This is a genomic window from Nocardia pneumoniae NBRC 100136 (genome assembly GCF_000308755.1).
GTDB classification, from domain to species: Bacteria; Actinomycetota; Actinomycetes; order Mycobacteriales; family Mycobacteriaceae; genus Nocardia; species Nocardia pneumoniae.
Window position 1 is genome coordinate 12,339 of sequence record NZ_BAGF01000052.1, and the last position, 16,119, is coordinate 28,457.

Annotated in this window: 19 protein-coding genes; 8 read left to right on the plus strand and 11 right to left on the minus strand. The window is 70.3% G+C overall.

Features of this window, described 5'->3' with window-relative positions:
* Window positions 1–30: 30 nt before the first annotated feature.
* Window positions 31–669, plus strand: a complete 639-nt coding sequence (locus ON34_RS16420) for a DUF3000 domain-containing protein (RefSeq protein ID WP_083889492.1) — start codon at window positions 31–33, stop codon at window positions 667–669.
* 137 nt (window positions 670–806) lie between these two features.
* Window positions 807–2,138 (plus strand): HRDC domain-containing protein, encoded by a 1,332-nt coding sequence (locus ON34_RS16425; protein WP_083889493.1) that lies wholly within the window; start codon window positions 807–809, stop codon window positions 2,136–2,138.
* Here ON34_RS16425 and dxs read toward each other — a convergent pair.
* Window positions 2,079–3,977 (minus strand): 1-deoxy-D-xylulose-5-phosphate synthase, encoded by a 1,899-nt coding sequence (dxs, locus tag ON34_RS16430; RefSeq protein ID WP_040780244.1) that lies wholly within the window; start codon window positions 3,975–3,977, stop codon window positions 2,079–2,081. The two genes, ON34_RS16425 and dxs, sit on opposite strands and share 60 nt — an antisense overlap.
* 158 nt (window positions 3,978–4,135) lie before the next feature.
* Between dxs and ON34_RS16435 the strand changes: the two genes are divergently transcribed.
* Together ON34_RS16435 and ON34_RS16440 are read left to right on the plus strand one after the other, a co-directional pair.
* Window positions 4,136–4,561 (plus strand): hypothetical protein, encoded by a 426-nt coding sequence (locus ON34_RS16435; RefSeq protein WP_040780246.1) that lies wholly within the window; start codon window positions 4,136–4,138, stop codon window positions 4,559–4,561.
* Entirely contained in the window at window positions 4,558–5,232 is a 675-nt protein-coding gene (locus ON34_RS16440; protein ID WP_040780248.1) for an SIMPL domain-containing protein, read from the plus strand. The genes ON34_RS16435 and ON34_RS16440 overlap by 4 nt, the downstream gene beginning before the upstream one ends.
* Window positions 5,233–5,298: 66 nt before the next feature.
* Here ON34_RS16440 and ON34_RS16445 read toward each other — a convergent pair whose 3' ends face one another.
* From ON34_RS16445 to ON34_RS16460, 4 genes are read right to left on the minus strand one after another with little or no spacing between them, the layout of a single operon-like run.
* On the minus strand, window positions 5,299–5,664 hold the full coding sequence (locus tag ON34_RS16445) for a VOC family protein (RefSeq protein WP_040780249.1): 366 nt from the start codon (window positions 5,662–5,664) through the stop codon (window positions 5,299–5,301).
* A 30-nt stretch (window positions 5,665–5,694) separates the two neighbouring features.
* The gene (locus tag ON34_RS16450) at window positions 5,695–5,991 is read right to left on the minus strand and encodes a DUF1330 domain-containing protein (protein WP_040780250.1); all 297 of its coding nucleotides are present in this window, start codon (window positions 5,989–5,991) and stop codon (window positions 5,695–5,697) included.
* A gap of 54 nt (window positions 5,992–6,045) precedes the next feature.
* Complete coding sequence (locus tag ON34_RS16455; protein WP_040780251.1) at window positions 6,046–7,461, minus strand: class I SAM-dependent RNA methyltransferase; 1,416 nt, start codon at window positions 7,459–7,461, stop codon at window positions 6,046–6,048.
* A 19-nt stretch (window positions 7,462–7,480) separates the two neighbouring features.
* Window positions 7,481–9,466 (minus strand): APC family permease, encoded by a 1,986-nt coding sequence (locus ON34_RS16460; RefSeq protein ID WP_040780252.1) that lies wholly within the window; start codon window positions 9,464–9,466, stop codon window positions 7,481–7,483.
* A gap of 161 nt (window positions 9,467–9,627) precedes the next feature.
* Here ON34_RS16460 and ON34_RS16465 point away from each other — a divergent pair, with 161 nt between their 5' ends.
* On the plus strand, window positions 9,628–10,293 hold the full coding sequence (locus ON34_RS16465; protein ID WP_040780253.1) for a potassium channel family protein: 666 nt from the start codon (window positions 9,628–9,630) through the stop codon (window positions 10,291–10,293).
* A 2-nt stretch (window positions 10,294–10,295) separates the two neighbouring features.
* Window positions 10,296–10,967: a potassium channel family protein gene (locus tag ON34_RS16470; protein WP_040780255.1), complete on the plus strand. Its 672-nt coding sequence runs from the start codon at window positions 10,296–10,298 to the stop codon at window positions 10,965–10,967.
* Window positions 10,968–11,012: 45 nt separating this feature from the next.
* Here the strand turns inward: ON34_RS16470 and ON34_RS16475 are convergent, their stop codons facing one another.
* The 3 genes from ON34_RS16475 to ON34_RS16485 all read right to left on the minus strand — a co-directional run bounded on the left by ON34_RS16475 (window position 11,013) and on the right by ON34_RS16485 (window position 12,876).
* Window positions 11,013–11,639, minus strand: coding sequence for a sigma-70 family RNA polymerase sigma factor (locus ON34_RS16475; RefSeq protein WP_083889494.1), 627 nt, complete (start codon window positions 11,637–11,639; stop codon window positions 11,013–11,015).
* A gap of 166 nt (window positions 11,640–11,805) precedes the next feature.
* A complete protein-coding gene (locus tag ON34_RS16480) occupies window positions 11,806–12,495 on the minus strand; it encodes a DUF3159 domain-containing protein (protein ID WP_083889495.1) in 690 nt (229 codons plus the stop codon).
* Between the two features lie 3 nt (window positions 12,496–12,498).
* Window positions 12,499–12,876, minus strand: a complete 378-nt coding sequence (locus ON34_RS16485; protein WP_040780256.1) for an OB-fold nucleic acid binding domain-containing protein — start codon at window positions 12,874–12,876, stop codon at window positions 12,499–12,501.
* 133 nt (window positions 12,877–13,009) lie between these two features.
* Here ON34_RS16485 and ON34_RS16490 point away from each other — a divergent pair, with 133 nt between their 5' ends.
* A complete protein-coding gene (locus ON34_RS16490) occupies window positions 13,010–13,705 on the plus strand; it encodes an alpha/beta fold hydrolase (protein WP_040780257.1) in 696 nt (231 codons plus the stop codon).
* Between the two features lie 18 nt (window positions 13,706–13,723).
* Here ON34_RS16490 and ON34_RS16495 read toward each other — a convergent pair whose 3' ends face one another.
* Both ON34_RS16495 and dut read right to left on the minus strand, forming a co-directional pair.
* A complete protein-coding gene (locus tag ON34_RS16495; protein WP_040780331.1) occupies window positions 13,724–14,593 on the minus strand; it encodes a DUF3710 domain-containing protein in 870 nt (289 codons plus the stop codon).
* A 5-nt stretch (window positions 14,594–14,598) separates the two neighbouring features.
* Entirely contained in the window at window positions 14,599–15,099 is a 501-nt protein-coding gene (dut, locus tag ON34_RS16500) for a dUTP diphosphatase (protein WP_040780258.1), read from the minus strand.
* Window positions 15,100–15,178: 79 nt separating this feature from the next.
* On the opposite strand from dut, the gene ON34_RS16505 reads away from it, so the two are divergent.
* Entirely contained in the window at window positions 15,179–15,664 is a 486-nt protein-coding gene (locus ON34_RS16505) for a DUF3093 domain-containing protein (RefSeq protein ID WP_040780259.1), read from the plus strand.
* 23 nt (window positions 15,665–15,687) lie between these two features.
* Here the strand turns inward: ON34_RS16505 and ON34_RS16510 are convergent, their stop codons facing one another.
* The gene (locus ON34_RS16510; RefSeq protein ID WP_014351871.1) at window positions 15,688–15,990 is read right to left on the minus strand and encodes a DUF4193 domain-containing protein; all 303 of its coding nucleotides are present in this window, start codon (window positions 15,988–15,990) and stop codon (window positions 15,688–15,690) included.
* Window positions 15,991–16,119 lie beyond the last annotated feature (129 nt).

A 16,119-nucleotide genomic window follows, 5' to 3' on the forward strand; every position in this document is an offset into this window, starting at 1 on the left:
CCGTGTGCACAAGGTCTACCGTCAGCATTCGTGACACCGCTCGACTTCCGCGACGGCGCCGCACCGACCGAAGGACCCCAGGGCGAGCCTGCTCTATTTCGCGCCGCGGTCGATGCGATGGGCACCGCTACCGTGCATCCCCGGATCGAGCTCGCGCCCATCCGGCCGCCGCAACGACTCGCGCCGTACTCCTACGCCGTCGGCGCTGAGGTCAAACACCCGGACGCCGCCGTGGTTCCGATCGACTCCGAAGGCGACGCGTTCGGCAGGCTGATCCTGCTGCACGACCCGAACGGCGACGACACCTGGCACGGCACCCTCCGTCTGGTCGCCTACATCCAGGCCGATATCGATGCCGCGCTGGCCACCGACCCGCTGCTACCCGAGGTGGCATGGAGCTGGCTGGTGGACGCGCTGGAGTCGCGGGCCGAACCGTTCACCGCGCTCGGCGGCACGGTGACCTCGACCAGCTCGGTGCGCTACGGCGATATCGCCGGTCCGCCACGCGCCCATCAGCTGGAGATACGCGCCTCCTGGACGCCGGTCACCACCGATATGCGACCCCATCTGGAGGCATTCTGCGAGGTCCTGGCCTACGCGGCCGGTCTGCCGCCCGCGGGGGTGACCCAGCTGCAGATGCGTCCGGGCTTGCCCGGCGACCAACCGTGAGCACGCCCCGCCGCGCGGTGTGACCTGCGCCGGGACCAGCGCTTACGATGACCGGATACATCACGGCCGCTCGATCGACACATTGATGCGCCGATAGGACGGCGGCGCGTTCGAGTCGGCACGTAAAGTTCAACACCATGTCCGTACCAGAAGAATCCGAACCCTCGGTCGCGACGCCCCTGCTCGCGCCTGCGGAGGGTGTGCCACCGGTACTGGACACCGCCGCCCAGATCAGCGCGGCCGCCGCCCGGCTCGCCGCGGGCACCGGACCGCTCGCCGTGGACGCCGAACGCGCCTCCGGATTCCGGTACTCGGCACGCGCGTACCTGATCCAATTGCGCCGCGCGGGCGCGGGCACGTTCCTCATCGATCCGATTCCGCTCGCCGACGGCCTCGCCCCGCTGGCCGAGGCGATCAACGAACTCGAGTGGGTCCTGCATTCGGCGGACCAGGACTTGCCCGGTCTCGCCGAGCTCGGCTTGCGCCCGGCCCGCCTGTTCGACACCGAGCTGGGCGGACGCCTGGCCGGCTTCGAACGGGTGGGGCTCGCCGCGATGGTGGAGCGTCTGCTCGGCCGGGCGCTGCGCAAGGGACACGGCGCGGCCGACTGGTCGACCCGGCCCCTGCCCGACGAATGGCTGAACTACGCCGCCCTCGACGTGGAATTGCTGCTGGAGCTGCGCGACGCGGTGGCCGCCGCCCTTCAGGCGCAGGGCAAAACCGATTGGGCCACGCAGGAATTCGAGCACATTCGCACACTGGATCCGCCCGCGCCGAAAGCCGAGCGCTGGCGACGTACCTCGGGCATCCACACGCTGCGCCGGGCCAGGCAGCTGGCGGTGGTGCGCGAGCTGTGGACGGCCAGGGACGTGCTGGCCCGCGCCCGCGATGTGGCGCCGGCGCGCATTCTCCCGGATGCCGCGATCATCGCCGCGGCCGCCGCGGAACCGAAGTCGATCGCGCAATTGCGCACGCTACCGGTCTTCGGGGGACCGCGGCAGCGCCGGTACTCCCGCGAGTGGCTCGCCGCGATCGAGCGCGGCCGCACCCTGCCGGACAGCGAGCTGCCGCCGCTGACCCAGCCGTTCGACGGTCCGCCGCCGGTCAACCGCTGGGAGCGTCGCGATCCGGCCGCGGCCGCGCGCCTGACCAGGGCGCGGGCCGCGATGGGCGAGTTGTCGGCCGAGTACGCGATTCCGGTGGAGAATCTGCTCGCGCCGGATCTGGTGCGCCGTCTGTGCTGGGACGGGTTGACCGACTACGCCGCGGCCGAGTTGTCCACCGCGGTCGACGGATTCCTGAAATCGGGCGGCGCGCGCCCCTGGCAGCGGGAACTGGCGGTGCCGCGGCTGACGGCCGCGTTGCCGCCGGTGGACCTGGCGTTCCCCGCGGGTTCGCGCGCCGTGCCGTCAGCGAGCGGCGAGCCACCCGCCGATGCGGCGGGCGATATCGGGAGCGGTCAGCCCTAGGTCCGCGTGCACTTCGCCACGCGAAGCGTGGTCGAGGAACTGTTGCGGCACACCGAGGTCGCGGGTCGGGATGTCCAGGCCGGAGTTACGCAGGCGGGCCGAGACCGTGGAGCCGATGCCGCCGTGCAGTCCGCCGTCCTCCAGCGTGACCACGAGCCGGTAGTTCTCCGCGAGCTTGAGCAGTGTGTCGGAGACCGGCAGCACCCAGCGCGGGTCGATGACGGTGACCGAGACGCCTTCGGCGTCGAGCAGCTTCGCCGCCTCCAGGGCTACGCCCGCGAACGAGCCGACGGCGATGAGCAAGACGTCGCCGTGCACCGCCTGCACCGAGCCGCCCTCCGGCTCCGCCATCCGCAGCACGTCCACGCCGTCGAGCCGCTCCACCGCCGAGATATCTTCGGCGACACTGCCTTTCGGGAATCGCAGCGCGGTCGGACCGTCGTTGACGGCCAGCGCCTCGGCCAGTTCCTCGCGCAGCGTCGCGGCATCGCGCGGCGCGGCGACCCGGATGCCGGGAATGATGCCGAGCACCGACAGATCCCACATGCCGTTGTGGCTCGCACCGTCGGAGCCGGTGATGCCCGCGCGGTCCAGCACCACCGTCACCGGCTGCTTCAGCAGCGCCACGTCCATCAGCAACTGGTCGAAGGCGCGGTTGAGGAACGTCGAGTAGATCGCGACCACCGGATGCATGCCGCCGAGCGCCAGACCCGCCGCCGAGGCCATGGCGTGCTGTTCGGCGATGCCGACGTCGAACATCCGGTCCGGGAACCGCTCGCCGAACGCCGCGAGCCCGGTCGGCCCTGGCATCGCGGCGGTGATGGCAACGATGTCGGCGCGACGCTCGGCGTGCGCGATCAGTTCCTCGGAGAACACCGACGTCCAGCCGCGCGCCTTCGGGCCGCCCACCGGGGCGCCGGTCAGCGGGTCGATCGGGTCGCAGGCGTGCATCTGGTCGGCGACATGATTCTCGGCGGGCGCGTAGCCGCGGCCCTTCTGCGTCACGGCGTGCACCACGACCGGTCCGCCGAAGTCCTTCGCCCGGCGCAGCGCCGCCTCCAAGGCGACGACGTCGTGGCCGTCGACCGGGCCGACGTACTTCAGGCCGAGGTCGCTGAACAGTTCCTGCGGGCTGACGGCGTCCTTGATCCCGGCTTTCACCGCGTGCACCATCGAGTACGCCGATTCGCCCACCCGGGGGATGCTCTTCAGGATGCGTTTGCCCGCGTCCAGCGCGTGCTCGTAGGCGGGCTGGGTGCGCAGCGCGGTCAGCCGGTCGGCCAGGCCGCCGATGGTGGGCGCGTAGGAGCGACCGTTGTCGTTGACCACGACGACCACCGGACGATCCGGAGCGGCGGCGATGTTGTTCAGTGCCTCCCAGCACATGCCGCCGGTGAGCGCGCCGTCGCCGACCACCGCCACCACGTGCCGGTCCTGCCCGCCGAGGGCGAAGGCCTTCGCCAGCCCGTCCGCGTAGGACAGCGCCGCCGAGGCGTGCGAGGACTCCACCCAGTCGTGCGCGCTCTCGGCCCGGCTCGGGTAGCCGGACAGGCCGCCCTGCTTGCGCAGCGAATCGAACTGGTCCTTGCGACCGGTCAGGATCTTGTGCACGTAGGCCTGGTGCCCGGTGTCGAAGATCACCGGGTCGGCCGGTGAGTCGAACACCCGATGCAGCGCGATGGTGAGCTCCACCACACCGAGGTTCGGGCCGAGGTGCCCGCCGGTCGCGGCGACTTTCCGCACCAGGAACTCGCGGATCTCCTCCGCCAGCTCGCGCAACTGCGGCACCGTCAGCCGGCGCAGATCTTCGGGTGAGTCGACCCGGGAAAGCACTCCCACCTGAACTAGCTCCCTCCGGATAGCGCATCTGATCCGATCAGTCTACGGAGCGGCGGATGGCACGCCCGCACGAGAACCATCACACCGTCCGGCATCGCGCCGGAATGTGAGCTCGGCCGCACCGCCCGGACATACGGTACCCGGCCTACAGTGGCAGGGTGGCCCAGCCCGAGCAACTGGTCTCGCGGACAAACGAACCCGGCGTCGTGGCGCGGATCGCCGACGACGTCCACCGCCCCTGCCGCGGCGCCGATTCCGCAGCGGCGGCCGACTACATCCCGGCACTGACTGTGGTGCAAGCCGATTCGCTCGGCGTGTGCCCGGCCACCGCCGACGGCCGGGTCCGCGGTGCTCGGCCCGCGACCAAGGAGCGGGCGATCTCGGCGGCATCGACCGAGCACGCGCTCGGCGTGACGACCCGCCTGCGGCATGTGCGGCGCTGCTCGCCGCCGAGGCCTTCGCGCAGATCACGCGCGGTGCGGGTGGTCGCAGCGCGCGGGGGCGATTACCCCTCCGCGACGAGCACGGCCCGGTCCAACGCGGGCTGTTCGAACCGACACCGATCATCGAGGAGCATTCCGTGAGCGAGCAGCCCGATTCGGCAGCAGGCACCGTCACGACCTTCGGGCACGGCACCGCCCGCGCCACCCCGGACCTGATGCGGGTGACGATCTCCGTGGAATCGCGGGCGAGCAAGGTCGCGCTCGCCTACAGCCGGGCCGGTGAGCGCGTGGCCGCGGTCACGCAATCGCTGCGGTCCGATGGCGTCGGCGGCGCCGACATCGCCACCAGCGGTCTGTCGGTGCAGACCGAGACGGTGTGGATCGAGGGCCAGGGCAACCGGGTCACCGGATACCTCGCCAGCACGTCGCTGACCGTGGCGTTGCGCGATATCGGGGACGACGCCGATCCCGGGCCCGCCACGATCATCGCCCACTGCGTCGAGGCGGGCGGCGACGACGTCCGCCTCGGCGGCCTGACCCTCACCTTCGCCGATCAGGAGTCCCTGCTCGCCCGGGCGCGCGACGCGGCGTGGGAGAACGCCCTCGCCAAGGCCGAGCAGTATGCCCGGCGCGCGCAGCGCACGCTCGGCAAGGTCCTCGAGATCACCGAGAACGCCGCCTCCGCACCACCGGTCCCGCGCGCGCAGAGCGTCGCCGCCCCGATGGAGCTCTACCGCGCCGCCGCGGTCCCGGTCGAACTGGGCGAGAGCGAGATCTCCGCGGTCATTCGCGTCACCTGGCAACTCGACTGACGCCACCGGCGATCGACGTCGAGGCGCCGGGCGAGTGAGCCGTCTGTGCCGACTCCTCCGACGTGGTCAATCCGCCAGGAATTCGAGCCGATTACCGACCGCATCGTAGGTGTGGAACCGCCGCCGCCCCGGAATCTCCGCTGGATCGGCCCATGCCACGGGGTATCCGGCCGCCGAGACGGCGGCGGCGACAGCATCGATGTCCACGACGAACGCCGGATGCCCTTTGACGGCGGGACGAAAGTCGGCTTCCACGCCGACATGTAGTTCGCCGTCGGGGCCACCTCGGCCGGGGACGCGGAACCAGCACCCGCCCCGGGCGGCCAGCAACGGCGGCTTCGGGAGTTCGGGCCAGCCGAGCACGCCGGTGTAGAAGCCGCGCTGCCGGTCCTCCGCGCCGGCGGGACAACACAGTTGCACGTGATGGATCATCAGCTCATCGTGCCAGCGGCGTCCGGCCGGTCACGAGTGACCGAGACCGTGTACCAGCAGGCTCACCGTGTCGGCTCCGGCGTGACGATCCTTCGAGATCTCCTGATACTCCGGAGATTCGGCCCAGGCGCGGAAGGACGGCTCGTCGGGGAACGACATCAGAACCACCTTCTCGCGGTCGGTGGCGCCCTCGATGACCTGCGGGGATTCGTCGGCGGCCAGCAGGGTGCCGGAGTAGCGGACGAAGACGTCCAGGAATCGTGCCTGGTAGCGATCGTAGGCGGCGCGATCGGTGAACTTCAGTTGTGCGATTACATACACGGTCATACCTGTGACTCTAATTGCGACCGAGAGCGTCGACGACGTTCCGGAGACCTTCCCTCAGCGCTCCAGCAACGCAAGGCATTCCACGTGGTGTGTCGCGGGGAACGCGTCGAACGCGCGCAGATCGGCGAGCTGGTAGCCCGCCGCCTGGTACAGGCCCAGATCGCGGGCGAACGCCGCCGGGTCGCATCCGACGTGGATGATCCGCGCCGGGCCGCTCGCCGCGACCGCGCCGACCACCTCCTTGCCCGCGCCCGCGCGCGGCGGATCGAGCACCACCACGTCCGGCGCCGCCGCGCCGACATGCTCCACCACCCAGCGTTCCACCCGCTGGGTCCGTAGCTCCACCCAGGGCATATCGCGCAGCGCGGCGGCGCCGTCGGCGACCGCGGATCGGGCGGATTCCACGCCGAGCACCACACCGGTCCGGCCGACCTGCTCGGCCATGCGCGCGGCGAAAACACCCGCACCGCTGTAGAGATCCCAGGCGCGACCGCCGGGGCCGAGTCCCGACCATTCCGCGACGAGATCCGAATACCGTTGCGCCGCACCCCGGTGCGCCTGCCAGAAGCCGGTCGCCGCGATCTCCCACCGACGGCCCGCCACGTACTCGACCGCGCGCCCACTGCCCGCGAACACCCATTCGTCGCGTGCCGCGTGCGCGGCCGCCCGCCGCGCGGAGGCGTCTCGCCGTTCGTCACGCCGGGTGGATTCCGCGGCGGCCGCCGCGCTGCCCCACCGATCGGAGCCGCGCCGTCCGCCACGGCGATCGCGGCCGTGCGGCCGGTCGCGTCGCCTGGAGCCGTCCCGGCGGTCGCTTCCACCCGGACCGCGCCGGTCGCCGCCGCGACTGCCCGCTCCCCGCTCCGCGGCGGGCGCCAATTCGACGATGTGCCGGATCCCGTCGCCGTCCACCACGATCACCAGATCGGCGCCCGGCGTCCAATGCCGATCCGCGATTCCCTCCAGCGCCCCCGCGACCGGTTGCGGGCAGCGCAGATCCGCGATCACGTCGGTGCTGCGATACCGGTGCACGCCGGCGCGGCCGCGTTCGTCCACCGCAAGCCGCACCCGGGTGCGCCACCCGCCGGTCGTTTCGCCGGACTCGATCGGCTCGACCAGCACGTCACGTTCGATCCCGGCCACTCGGCGCAGCTGTTCGGCCACCACCGTGGCCTTCAGCGCGCGCTGGGCCGCGGGCGTGGCGAAGGAGAAATCACAGCACCCCGCGCCGCCGGGGCCGGATACCGGACACGTGGCGGGCACCCGGTCCGGTGACGCCTCGAGCACCTCGACGGCGTCGGCCCGGCAGTACGAGCCGCCGCGGTCCTCGGTGACCCGGGCCCGCACCAGTTCACCGGGCAGCCCGTGCCGGACGAACACCACACGCCCCTCGTGCCGTGCGACACAGAAGCCGCCGTGCCCCGGCGGCCCGAGCCGCACCTCGAACGTGTTTGTCCGCCAATCACTCATCCCGAATGCTCCATGGACGTCATGTCCGGTCCTCGTACCCGCGCCGCACCGCGCCGGGGGCGTTCACCACGCCGGGCACCCTGGCCCGCGCCGACGAGCTCAGCTGCCACGGCACACTCGTCACCATCACGCCCGGCTCGAACAGCAGCCTTCCCTTCAGCCGCAGCGCGCTCTGGTTGTGCAGTACCTGCTCCCACCAGTGCCCGACCACGTACTCGGGGATGAACACCGTCACCACGTCGCGGGGGGCGTCCTTGCGTACCCGCTTGACGTAGTCGAGAACCGGTTTGGTGATCTCCCGGTACGGCGATTCGATCACCTTCAGCGGCACCGTGATGTCGCTGTTCTCCCACTCCCGCACCAGCGCCCTGGTATCGGCCTCGTCCACGTTCACCGTCACCGCCTCCAACGTGTCGGGGCGGGTGGCGCGGGCATAGGCCAGTGCGCGGCGGGTGGGCAGGTGCAGCCGGGAGACCAGCACGATGGAGTGCGAGCGGCTGGGCAGCACCCCGTCCCACTCGTGCTCGTCCAGCTCGCGCGCGACCGAATCGTAGTGCCGGCGAATCATCTTCATCACCACGAAGATCGCGACCATGGTGAAGATGGCGATGTAGGCGCCGGCGAAGAACTTCGTGATCAGCACGATCACCAGCACCGCGCCGGTCGCGCTGAGGCCGACCGCGTTGATCACCCGCGACCGCTTCATCCGCGCACGCTGCCCCGGGTCGGTCTCGGTGCGCAGCAGACGGGTCCAGTGGCGCAGCATGCCGGTCTGGCTGAGCACGAACGAAACGAACACGCCGACGATGTAGAGCTGGATCAGCTTGGTCACCTCGGCGCCGAACAGCACCACGAACGCGATGGCCGCGCCGGACAGGAACAGGATGCCGTTGCTGAACGCCAGCCGGTCGCCCCTGGTGTGCAGCTGCCGGGGCAGGTAGCGGTCCTGCGCCAGGATCGAGCCGAGCACGGGGAACCCGTTGAACGCCGTGTTCGCGGCGAGCACGAGGATCAGCGCGGTCACGGTCGTGATGAAGAAGAAGCCGAGCGGGAACCCCTCGAACACGGCCTCGGCGAGCTGCGCGATGAGCGTCTTCTGCTGGTAGTCCTCTGGCGCCCCGGTCAGGTCGGAGACATTGTGCGCGTACACGATTCCGATCTTCTGGGCCAGGACGATGATGCCCATCAGCAGCACGATCGCGATGGACCCCAGCAGCAGCAGCGTAGTGGCGGCGTTGCGCGACTTGGGCTTGCGGAACGCGGGCACGCCGTTGCTGATCGCCTCCACACCGGTCAGCGCGGCGCAGCCGGAGGAGAACGACCGCGCGATGAGGAAGGCGAACGCCAAGCCGTACAGGTGTTCGTGCTCGGCCAACCCGAAACCGGCGGATTCGGCCCGCAGATCCTCGCCGAGCACGAAGATCCGGAACAGCCCCCAGCCGAGCATGAGGAACATGCCGAAGATGAACGCGTAGGTCGGAATCGCGAACATAGTGCCCGATTCGCGTACCCCGCGCAGGTTCATCGCGGTGAGCGCGACGATGGCCACGACGGCGAACAGGACTTTGTGGGTGGCGACAAAGGGAATCGCCGAGCCGATATTGGACGCCGCCGAGGAGATCGATACCGCCACGGTGAGCACGTAGTCGACCAGCAGCGCGCTGCCCACGGTCAGGCCCGCGTTGGGGCCGAGGTTGGTCGTGGCGACTTCGTAGTCACCACCGCCGGAGGGGTAGGCGTGCACGTTCTGCCGGTAGCTGGCGACCACCACCGCCATGACGAAGGCGACGGCCAGACCGACCCAAGGGGCGTACAGGTACGCCGAGACCCCACCGGCCGACAGGACGAGGAAGATTTCTTCGGGGGCGTAGGCGACCGATGACATGGCATCGGAGGCGAACACCGGAAGCGCGATTCGCTTCGGCAGCAAGGTGTGACCGAGCGAGTCACTGCGGAAAGGCCTGCCCAGCAGCACTCGCTTCGCTGCCGTCGTCAACTTGGACACTGGAGCGAGCATAGGCCCCCGCACGGTCGCTCGCGCGCGTGGCTCGCAGGTTTGCTCGGGGGCTGGAGGGGGAACGTGGCCGATGGAATCATTCGACGGGTAGCGTTCGACCGAACAACGAAGCAGACCGAACACCATGGTTCCAGGAACGAGGTTGCACGGTGTACGTAGTGATCATGGGGTGCGGGCGCGTCGGCTCCTCGCTGGCCCATGCCCTGGTCCGCATAGGTCACGAAGTCACCGTGATCGACCGGGACTCGAGCGCGTTTCTGCGCCTCGGCTCCGACTTTCCCGGCAACCGGGTGACCGGCGTCGGATTCGATCGAGATGTGCTGATCAGCGCCGGAATCGAACGGGCGGACGCGTTCGCGGCCGTCTCCTCGGGCGACAACTCCAACATCATCTCGGCGCGGGTGGCCAGGGAGATGTTCGGCGTGCAGCGCGTCGTCGCCCGGATCTACGACGCCAAACGCGCGGCCGTCTACGAGCGCCTCGGCATCCCGACCATCGCCACGGTGCCGTGGACCACCGATCGCTTCCTGCGCGCGCTCATCGGCGACGCCAGCACCACCACGTGGCGTGACCCCACCGGGACGGTTGCCGTGACGCAACTGACGCTGCACGAAGAGTGGTACGGCCGCACGGTGCGCGACCTGCAGCAGACCATCGCGGCGCGGGTCGCGTTCATCATCCGTTTCGGCCAGGGATTGCTGCCCGACAGCAAGACCATCATCCAGGCCGACGACATCGTCTACGTGGCCGCGACATCCGGCACCGTGGGAGAGGCCGTCGCCCTGGCCGCGAAGCCCCCAGCGAGCGAGGACTGAACATGAAAGTGGCCATCGCCGGAGCAGGCGCCGTCGGCCGATCGATCGCCAGGGAACTCCTGCGCGGCGGGCATCGGGTGATGCTCCTGGAGCGTCAGCTGGAACACATCGATGCCGCGGCGATCCCGGACGCGGTCTGGGTGCACGCCGACGCGTGCGAGCTGGCGCTGCTCGAGCAGGCCGGGCTGGAGACCTACGAGGTGGTCATCGCGGCCACGGGTGACGACAAGGCGAACCTGGTGCACAGCCTGCTGGCCAAGACCGAGTTCGGGGTGCGCCGGGTGGTTGCCCGGGTGAACGATCCGCGCAACGAATGGCTCTTCGACGCCTCCTGGGGCGTGGACGTCGCGGTGTCCACGCCCCGGCTGCTGGCCTCGCTGGTCGAGGAAGCGGTGTCGGTCGGGGACCTGGTGCGCCTGCTGACGCTGCGCCAGGGCCAGGCGAACCTGGTGGAGATGACGCTGCCCGCGGACACCGCGCTGGCGGGCAAGCCGGTGCGCGCGCTCACCCTGCCGCGCGACGCCGCCCTCGTGACGATCCTGCGCGGCGGCCGGGTGATCGTGCCGCAGCCGGACGACCCGTTCGAGGGCGACGACGAACTGCTGTTCGTGACCTCGGTGGAAGCCGAAGAGGACCTCCGGTTGGAGCTCGCCAACCACGGCATCAGACCATAACTCCCCGTATACGGCCGATGCGTCCTCGCGGGGCGCCGCCGGGGACTACGCGGCCGGCTTCAGCTCCGCGCGCAGCTTGTTCAGCGCGCGGTGCTGCATCACCCGGACCACACCGGGGCTGGTGCCGATGGCCTCCGCGGTCTGCGCCGCCGACCAGCCGAGCATGATGCGCAGCACCAGTACCTCGCGGTGCGCGGGCGCCAGCACCTTCATGAGCTCCCTTGTGGCGGTGCGCCGTTCGGAGGCCAGCGCCCACTCCTCGGGTCCGGCGGCGGAGGACGCGGAATCCGGGACGTCGGCCACCGGGTAGGCGGGGTGCTGCTGCGAGCGGCGGAACGCGTCGGCGACCTTGTTGGCCGCGATGCCGTAGACGAACGCCAGGAACGACTTGCCCTGGTCGCGATAGCGCGGGATGGCGTTGACGGTGGCCAAGAGGATCTCCTGCACCACGTCGTCGGCGGTGACCTGCAGATGGGCCGTATTGCCAAGGCGCGCACCGCAGTAGCGCCGCACCAGCGGGTGCACGAGCCGGATGATCTCGGAGACCGCGTGACGGTCGCCCGCGGCCGCCGGGCCGATCAGCTTGTCCAGTTCGGCCGATACCCGGCGGCTCTCCGACAGAGCGGGGTTGTGGTTCTTGGGCAGCGCCGCGGTGTTGTGCTCGGTAGCCACGTCCGAGTCCTTCCTTGCCGATCCAGTGCGAATTTGCGATACGCATAGATCGTCTGACGAACTCGGGACGCCGACCAGGTACCCCAGGGTGGGTTACCGCCCACCTCGGCGGTGGTACTCACCCCACCCCTTGGGCTTTCGCCGGTCGGCGGCGGACAGTTAACGCTCAGGCCGGTCGGGTCGCGGCCACCGGCTTGGCGGGCAGATGGCCCGCACGGCGCACCGCCCAGATCGTGACGCCCAGCGCCACGGCCGTCAGCGGCCAGCCCATCGCGATGCGGGCGACCGCGAGCCAGCCGGTCCGGTCGGTGTCGTAGAGCTGCGACTGCACCAGGTAGCGGGCGCCGAAGACGAGAACCCACGTGGCGGTGGCCACGTCGTACAGGCGCACCAGCCGGGGATCGGACCGCCAGTCGGAGCCGTGACCGTTCAGGACGCCCCAGATCACGCCGACCAGCGGCCGGCGGACCAGGATGGAGGCGAGGAACACCCCGGCGTAGACGAGGCTGGTGTAGATGCCGAAGAGGAAGAACCCTTTCGCCTCCCCCATCCGGTAGGCGATGAAGGCACAGATCCCGACGCCGAAGAAGCCGGAGATGGCGGGCTGGACCGGATTGCGACGCACCAGGCGCCAGACCAGGATGGCGGCGGCCACGCCGAGCGCCGCCCAGATCGCGGCGGTCAGCCCGGCGAGGCTGTTCACGGGGACGAACACGACAACCGGCAGTGTCGAGTAGATCAGGCCGCTGAAGCCGCCCAGTTGTTCCAGGAGGGTCTGCTCGGCACGTTCCTCGTCACGGCCGAGGTCGAGCCCGGTGCGATCGCCTGAGCCTGCGTTGTCGTCGCTCGATGGCATACGTCAGCTGTTCCCGCGCAATTCGTAGTAGGGGTTGTAGATCACTTTGCGGCCGTCCCGCTCGCCCACCCGGCCGCGGACCAGGATGCGCCGCCCCGGCTCGATACCGGGGATGCGCCTGCGCCCGATCCAGACGAGGGTGATGGCGTCGGTGCCGTCGAAGAACTCCGCCTGCACACTGGCGCCTGCGGACTTGGGACACGCTTCGACGCTCCGGAGCCTACCGAGCATGGTGGCCTCGTCGCCGCGCCGACACTCCGACGCACGGTGCGCTCCCGACGCCTCGGAAGTCTCGGCCAGCTCTTCGGCATCCAGCTGATCGATATCCTCGGTCAGCCTGCGGCCCAGACGTCGAAAATAACCTGAGGCTGCGGATGACATGGTGCACGCTCTCCTGCATAGAGCAGATGGCGTGGGTCGCACACCATCGTGGGCATTCCTTACCGCACGGCCCGCTGAGGCCGTACACCCGCCACTGTAGATGGGCTTGGCGACCCCCGCTACGCTCGGACCGATGTTCGACTCCCCACACCCGGTCCGCGTCGTGGCGCTGCCCGGCACCGGATCCGACGCCGATTTCGCCCGGCGCGCCTTCGCGCCCGCCAGCGCGGCGCGCGGTCTCGACTTCGTCGCGGTGGAACCGGATCCGCGCGGGGTGGTCGCGAGCTGCCGGGCCGCATTGGACGCGGCGGCGCGGTCAGGGCCGGTCCTCGCCGCGGGGATCTCGCTCGGTGCGGCGATCGCGCTGGAGTGGGCGGCCGAGCACCCGGATCGTGTGGTCGGGGTCGTCGCGGCGCTGCCCGCCTGGACCGGGCCCGACACCACCGCGTGTCCGGCCGCGCTCAGCGCCGCGACGACCGCCGCGCAGCTGCGCGCCGACGGTCTGGCGGTGGTGCTCGACCGTATGCGGGCGAGCAGCCCACCCTGGCTGGCGGACGCGCTGAGCCGATCCTGGCGTGCGCAATGGCCCCACCTACCCGCAGCGCTGGAGGAGGCCGCCGACCACAAATGGCCGGACGCCGAGCTGCTGGCCACCTTCGAGCGGCCCATCGCCGTGGTCACCGCGATCGACGACCCGGTGCACCCGGTGGCGGTGGCCGAGGAATGGGCCGCGCTGGCCCCCCACGCGCACCTGCACCGGATCACCCTGGATGAACTGGGCGCGGACCCCGCGATCCTCGGACATACCGGAATCGGCGCCTTCGGCTGACTTCGGCGCCGGGTCCGCTCAGTTCAGCCCGAGCTGCTGCATAGCCGACCCGTCCGCGCCGCGGCGCGGCCCCTCCGGCATCCGCGGCGGCAGCACCGGCTGTGCCCCGGTCTGCGCGGCCGTTTGCGCGGCCATCGCCTGCTGCTGGGCCTGCACCTGCTGCTGATGGGCCGCGGCCAGTTGCTCGGCCAACTGCTGCGGCAGCACCACCGGCAGCGGCTCGCGCACCGGCAGCGGGTCCTCGCCGCGACGCACCACAGTGTCGCTGAGGATGGCGCGAGCCGCCTTGACCAGCGGGCTGCCGTCGTTCGCCGCGCCGGAGGGGCCAGCGGCGACCAGCCGCACCATCCAGCGGTAGCCGTCCACACCGATGAAGCGCAGATCGGCGCCCTCGGTGAGGGCCAGCAGTTCGCGCCCCCACGGCCCGTTCTCCACCGAGACTCTGGCGCCGTCCTTGCGGAGCGATTCGGCGAGATCCGCGGCGACCAAACGCCATTGGCCCGATGTCTTGGGCGCGGCATACGCCGCGACGGTGATCCGGCCGTGCTCGGTGGCAAGGTGCACCGCCTGCGGCTGGCCTTCCGGAGTCATCTCGACCTGCAACTGGCCGCCGGGCGGTACCGGCAGCAGCACCGACCCGAGGTCGAGCCGCTGCTCGGCCACATTCTCCAGCAGTTCGGCGACCTCGTCGTAGTCGTATGGACCGGGCTGACCGCCCAGCGTGGCGGCATCGAAGTCCACGCCCTCGTACGAGCGCTCGTCGGTGGGGGCGTCGTCGTAGTACTCGTCGTCGTAGTCGGGCGCGTACTCCGCGTCGGCGTAGTCGACCGCCTCGTCGTACTGGTCGTCCGCGTATCGGTCCGACGACTTCTTTCGCTTTCCGAACATTCCCGTCATGCCTCCTTGCCGGTCGCCCGGCCCGACCCGTTCGGCCGCGCGGTCAGGCTCGCGTGACCGCCGCTGGAGCCGTAACCACCCGCCCCGCGGGTTGTCTCGTCGAGCGAGTCGACCTCCACGAAATCCACCAACTCCACGCGCTGCACCAGCAATTGCGCGATCCGATCGCCGCGCCGCAATTCGATCGGCGTGCGCGGGTCGTGATTGATCAGGCACACCTTGATCTCGCCCCGATACCCGGCATCCACCGTGCCGGGGGTGTTCACCACCGACAGCCCGGTCTTGGCCGCCAAGCCCGAGCGCGGATGGATCAGGCCGACCGTGCCGACCGGCAGCGCGACGGCGACACCGGTGCCGACCAGCACCCGTTCCCCCGGCTCCAGGATGACGTCCTGGGTGGTGCACAGATCCACCCCCGCGTCGCCCGCATGGGCACGCGTGGGCACGGGGATGCCGGGGTCCAGCCGCAGCAAGGGTATGGGTGAAAGTGCGCTCACGGTGGACGAGCCTACGCGTAGGCTGTTTGCCCTCGTGACTTAGTGTTGACTCGTGTCGGACCAGCCCAATCCCGTGCCCATGGACGAGAAAAACCAGCCCGCGCTCGGCTACCGCGAGCGCCTGTGGGTGCCGCTGTGGTGGTGGCCGGTGGCGTTCGCGATCACGGGGTTGCTCGCCGCGGAGATCCATATGGGCGCGCCGGGACTGCGTGCCTGGCTGCCCTACGTACTGCTGTTCCCGGTTCCGGTCTGGGTGCTGCTGTGGCTGAGCCGTCACCGCGTCGAGGTGGCGCCCGACGCGACCGGCACGCCGGAGCTGCGCGCCGACCGCGCGCATCTACCGGTGAATTTCGTGGCCCGCGCGGCCACCGTCGCCCCCACCGCGAAGAGTGCGGCGCTGGGTCGCCAGCTCGACCCTGCCGCCTATGTCCAGCATCGCCCCTGGGTCGGGCCGATGGTTTTGCTCGTGCTCGACGACCCGGACGATCCGACGCCGTACTGGCTGGTCAGTACGCGACGGCCCGAACGGGTCCTTGCCGCGCTCGGTCTTCCGAGCGCGGGCTGACACATTGTTCGATCTCGTCGAGATCAGGCGGCGCAGTCCATGCAGATCATCTGACCGCCCTTGTCGCTGGCCAGCCTGCTCCGGTGATGAACCAGGAAACAGCTGGAACAGGTGAACTCGTCGGCCTGCTTCGGGATCACCCGAACCGTCAGCACTTCCTCGGACAGGTCGGCGCCGGGAAGCTCGAACGACTCCGCGGTATCGGATTCGTCGATATCCACGACGGCGGACTGTGCCTCGTTACGACGAGCCTTCAGCTCCTCCAGCGAATCCTCCGACACATCGTCGGATTCGGTGCGCCTCGGTGCGTCATAGTCGGTTGCCATGTCGTCTTCCCCTCGTCCTAACTCCGTGTATCCCGGACCGGTCCGCCCACACCTGATTCCTGCCGGAATCGGTGCGACCGACACCGCCCCGCCGGTGGTGCACGTCACACGTACACCGGTCGCCTATCA

Coding starts and splice junctions, on each gene's coding strand:
- ON34_RS16425 (WP_083889493.1), top strand. CDS start 807: ATGTCCGTACCAGAAGAATCCGAACCCTCGGTCGCGACGCCCCTGCTC.
- ON34_RS16445 (WP_040780249.1), bottom strand. CDS start 5,664: ATGATCCATCACGTGCAACTGTGTTGTCCCGCCGGCGCGGAGGACCGG.
- ON34_RS16450 (WP_040780250.1), bottom strand. CDS start 5,991: ATGACCGTGTATGTAATCGCACAACTGAAGTTCACCGATCGCGCCGCC.
- ON34_RS16455 (WP_040780251.1), bottom strand. CDS start 7,461: ATGAGTGATTGGCGGACAAACACGTTCGAGGTGCGGCTCGGGCCGCCG.
- ON34_RS16470 (WP_040780255.1), top strand. CDS start 10,296: ATGAAAGTGGCCATCGCCGGAGCAGGCGCCGTCGGCCGATCGATCGCC.
- ON34_RS16480 (WP_083889495.1), bottom strand. CDS start 12,495: ATGCCATCGAGCGACGACAACGCAGGCTCAGGCGATCGCACCGGGCTC.
- ON34_RS16485 (WP_040780256.1), bottom strand. CDS start 12,876: ATGTCATCCGCAGCCTCAGGTTATTTTCGACGTCTGGGCCGCAGGCTG.
- ON34_RS16490 (WP_040780257.1), top strand. CDS start 13,010: ATGTTCGACTCCCCACACCCGGTCCGCGTCGTGGCGCTGCCCGGCACC.
- ON34_RS16495 (WP_040780331.1), bottom strand. CDS start 14,593: ATGTTCGGAAAGCGAAAGAAGTCGTCGGACCGATACGCGGACGACCAG.
- ON34_RS16505 (WP_040780259.1), top strand. CDS start 15,179: ATGGACGAGAAAAACCAGCCCGCGCTCGGCTACCGCGAGCGCCTGTGG.
- ON34_RS16510 (WP_014351871.1), bottom strand. CDS start 15,990: ATGGCAACCGACTATGACGCACCGAGGCGCACCGAATCCGACGATGTG.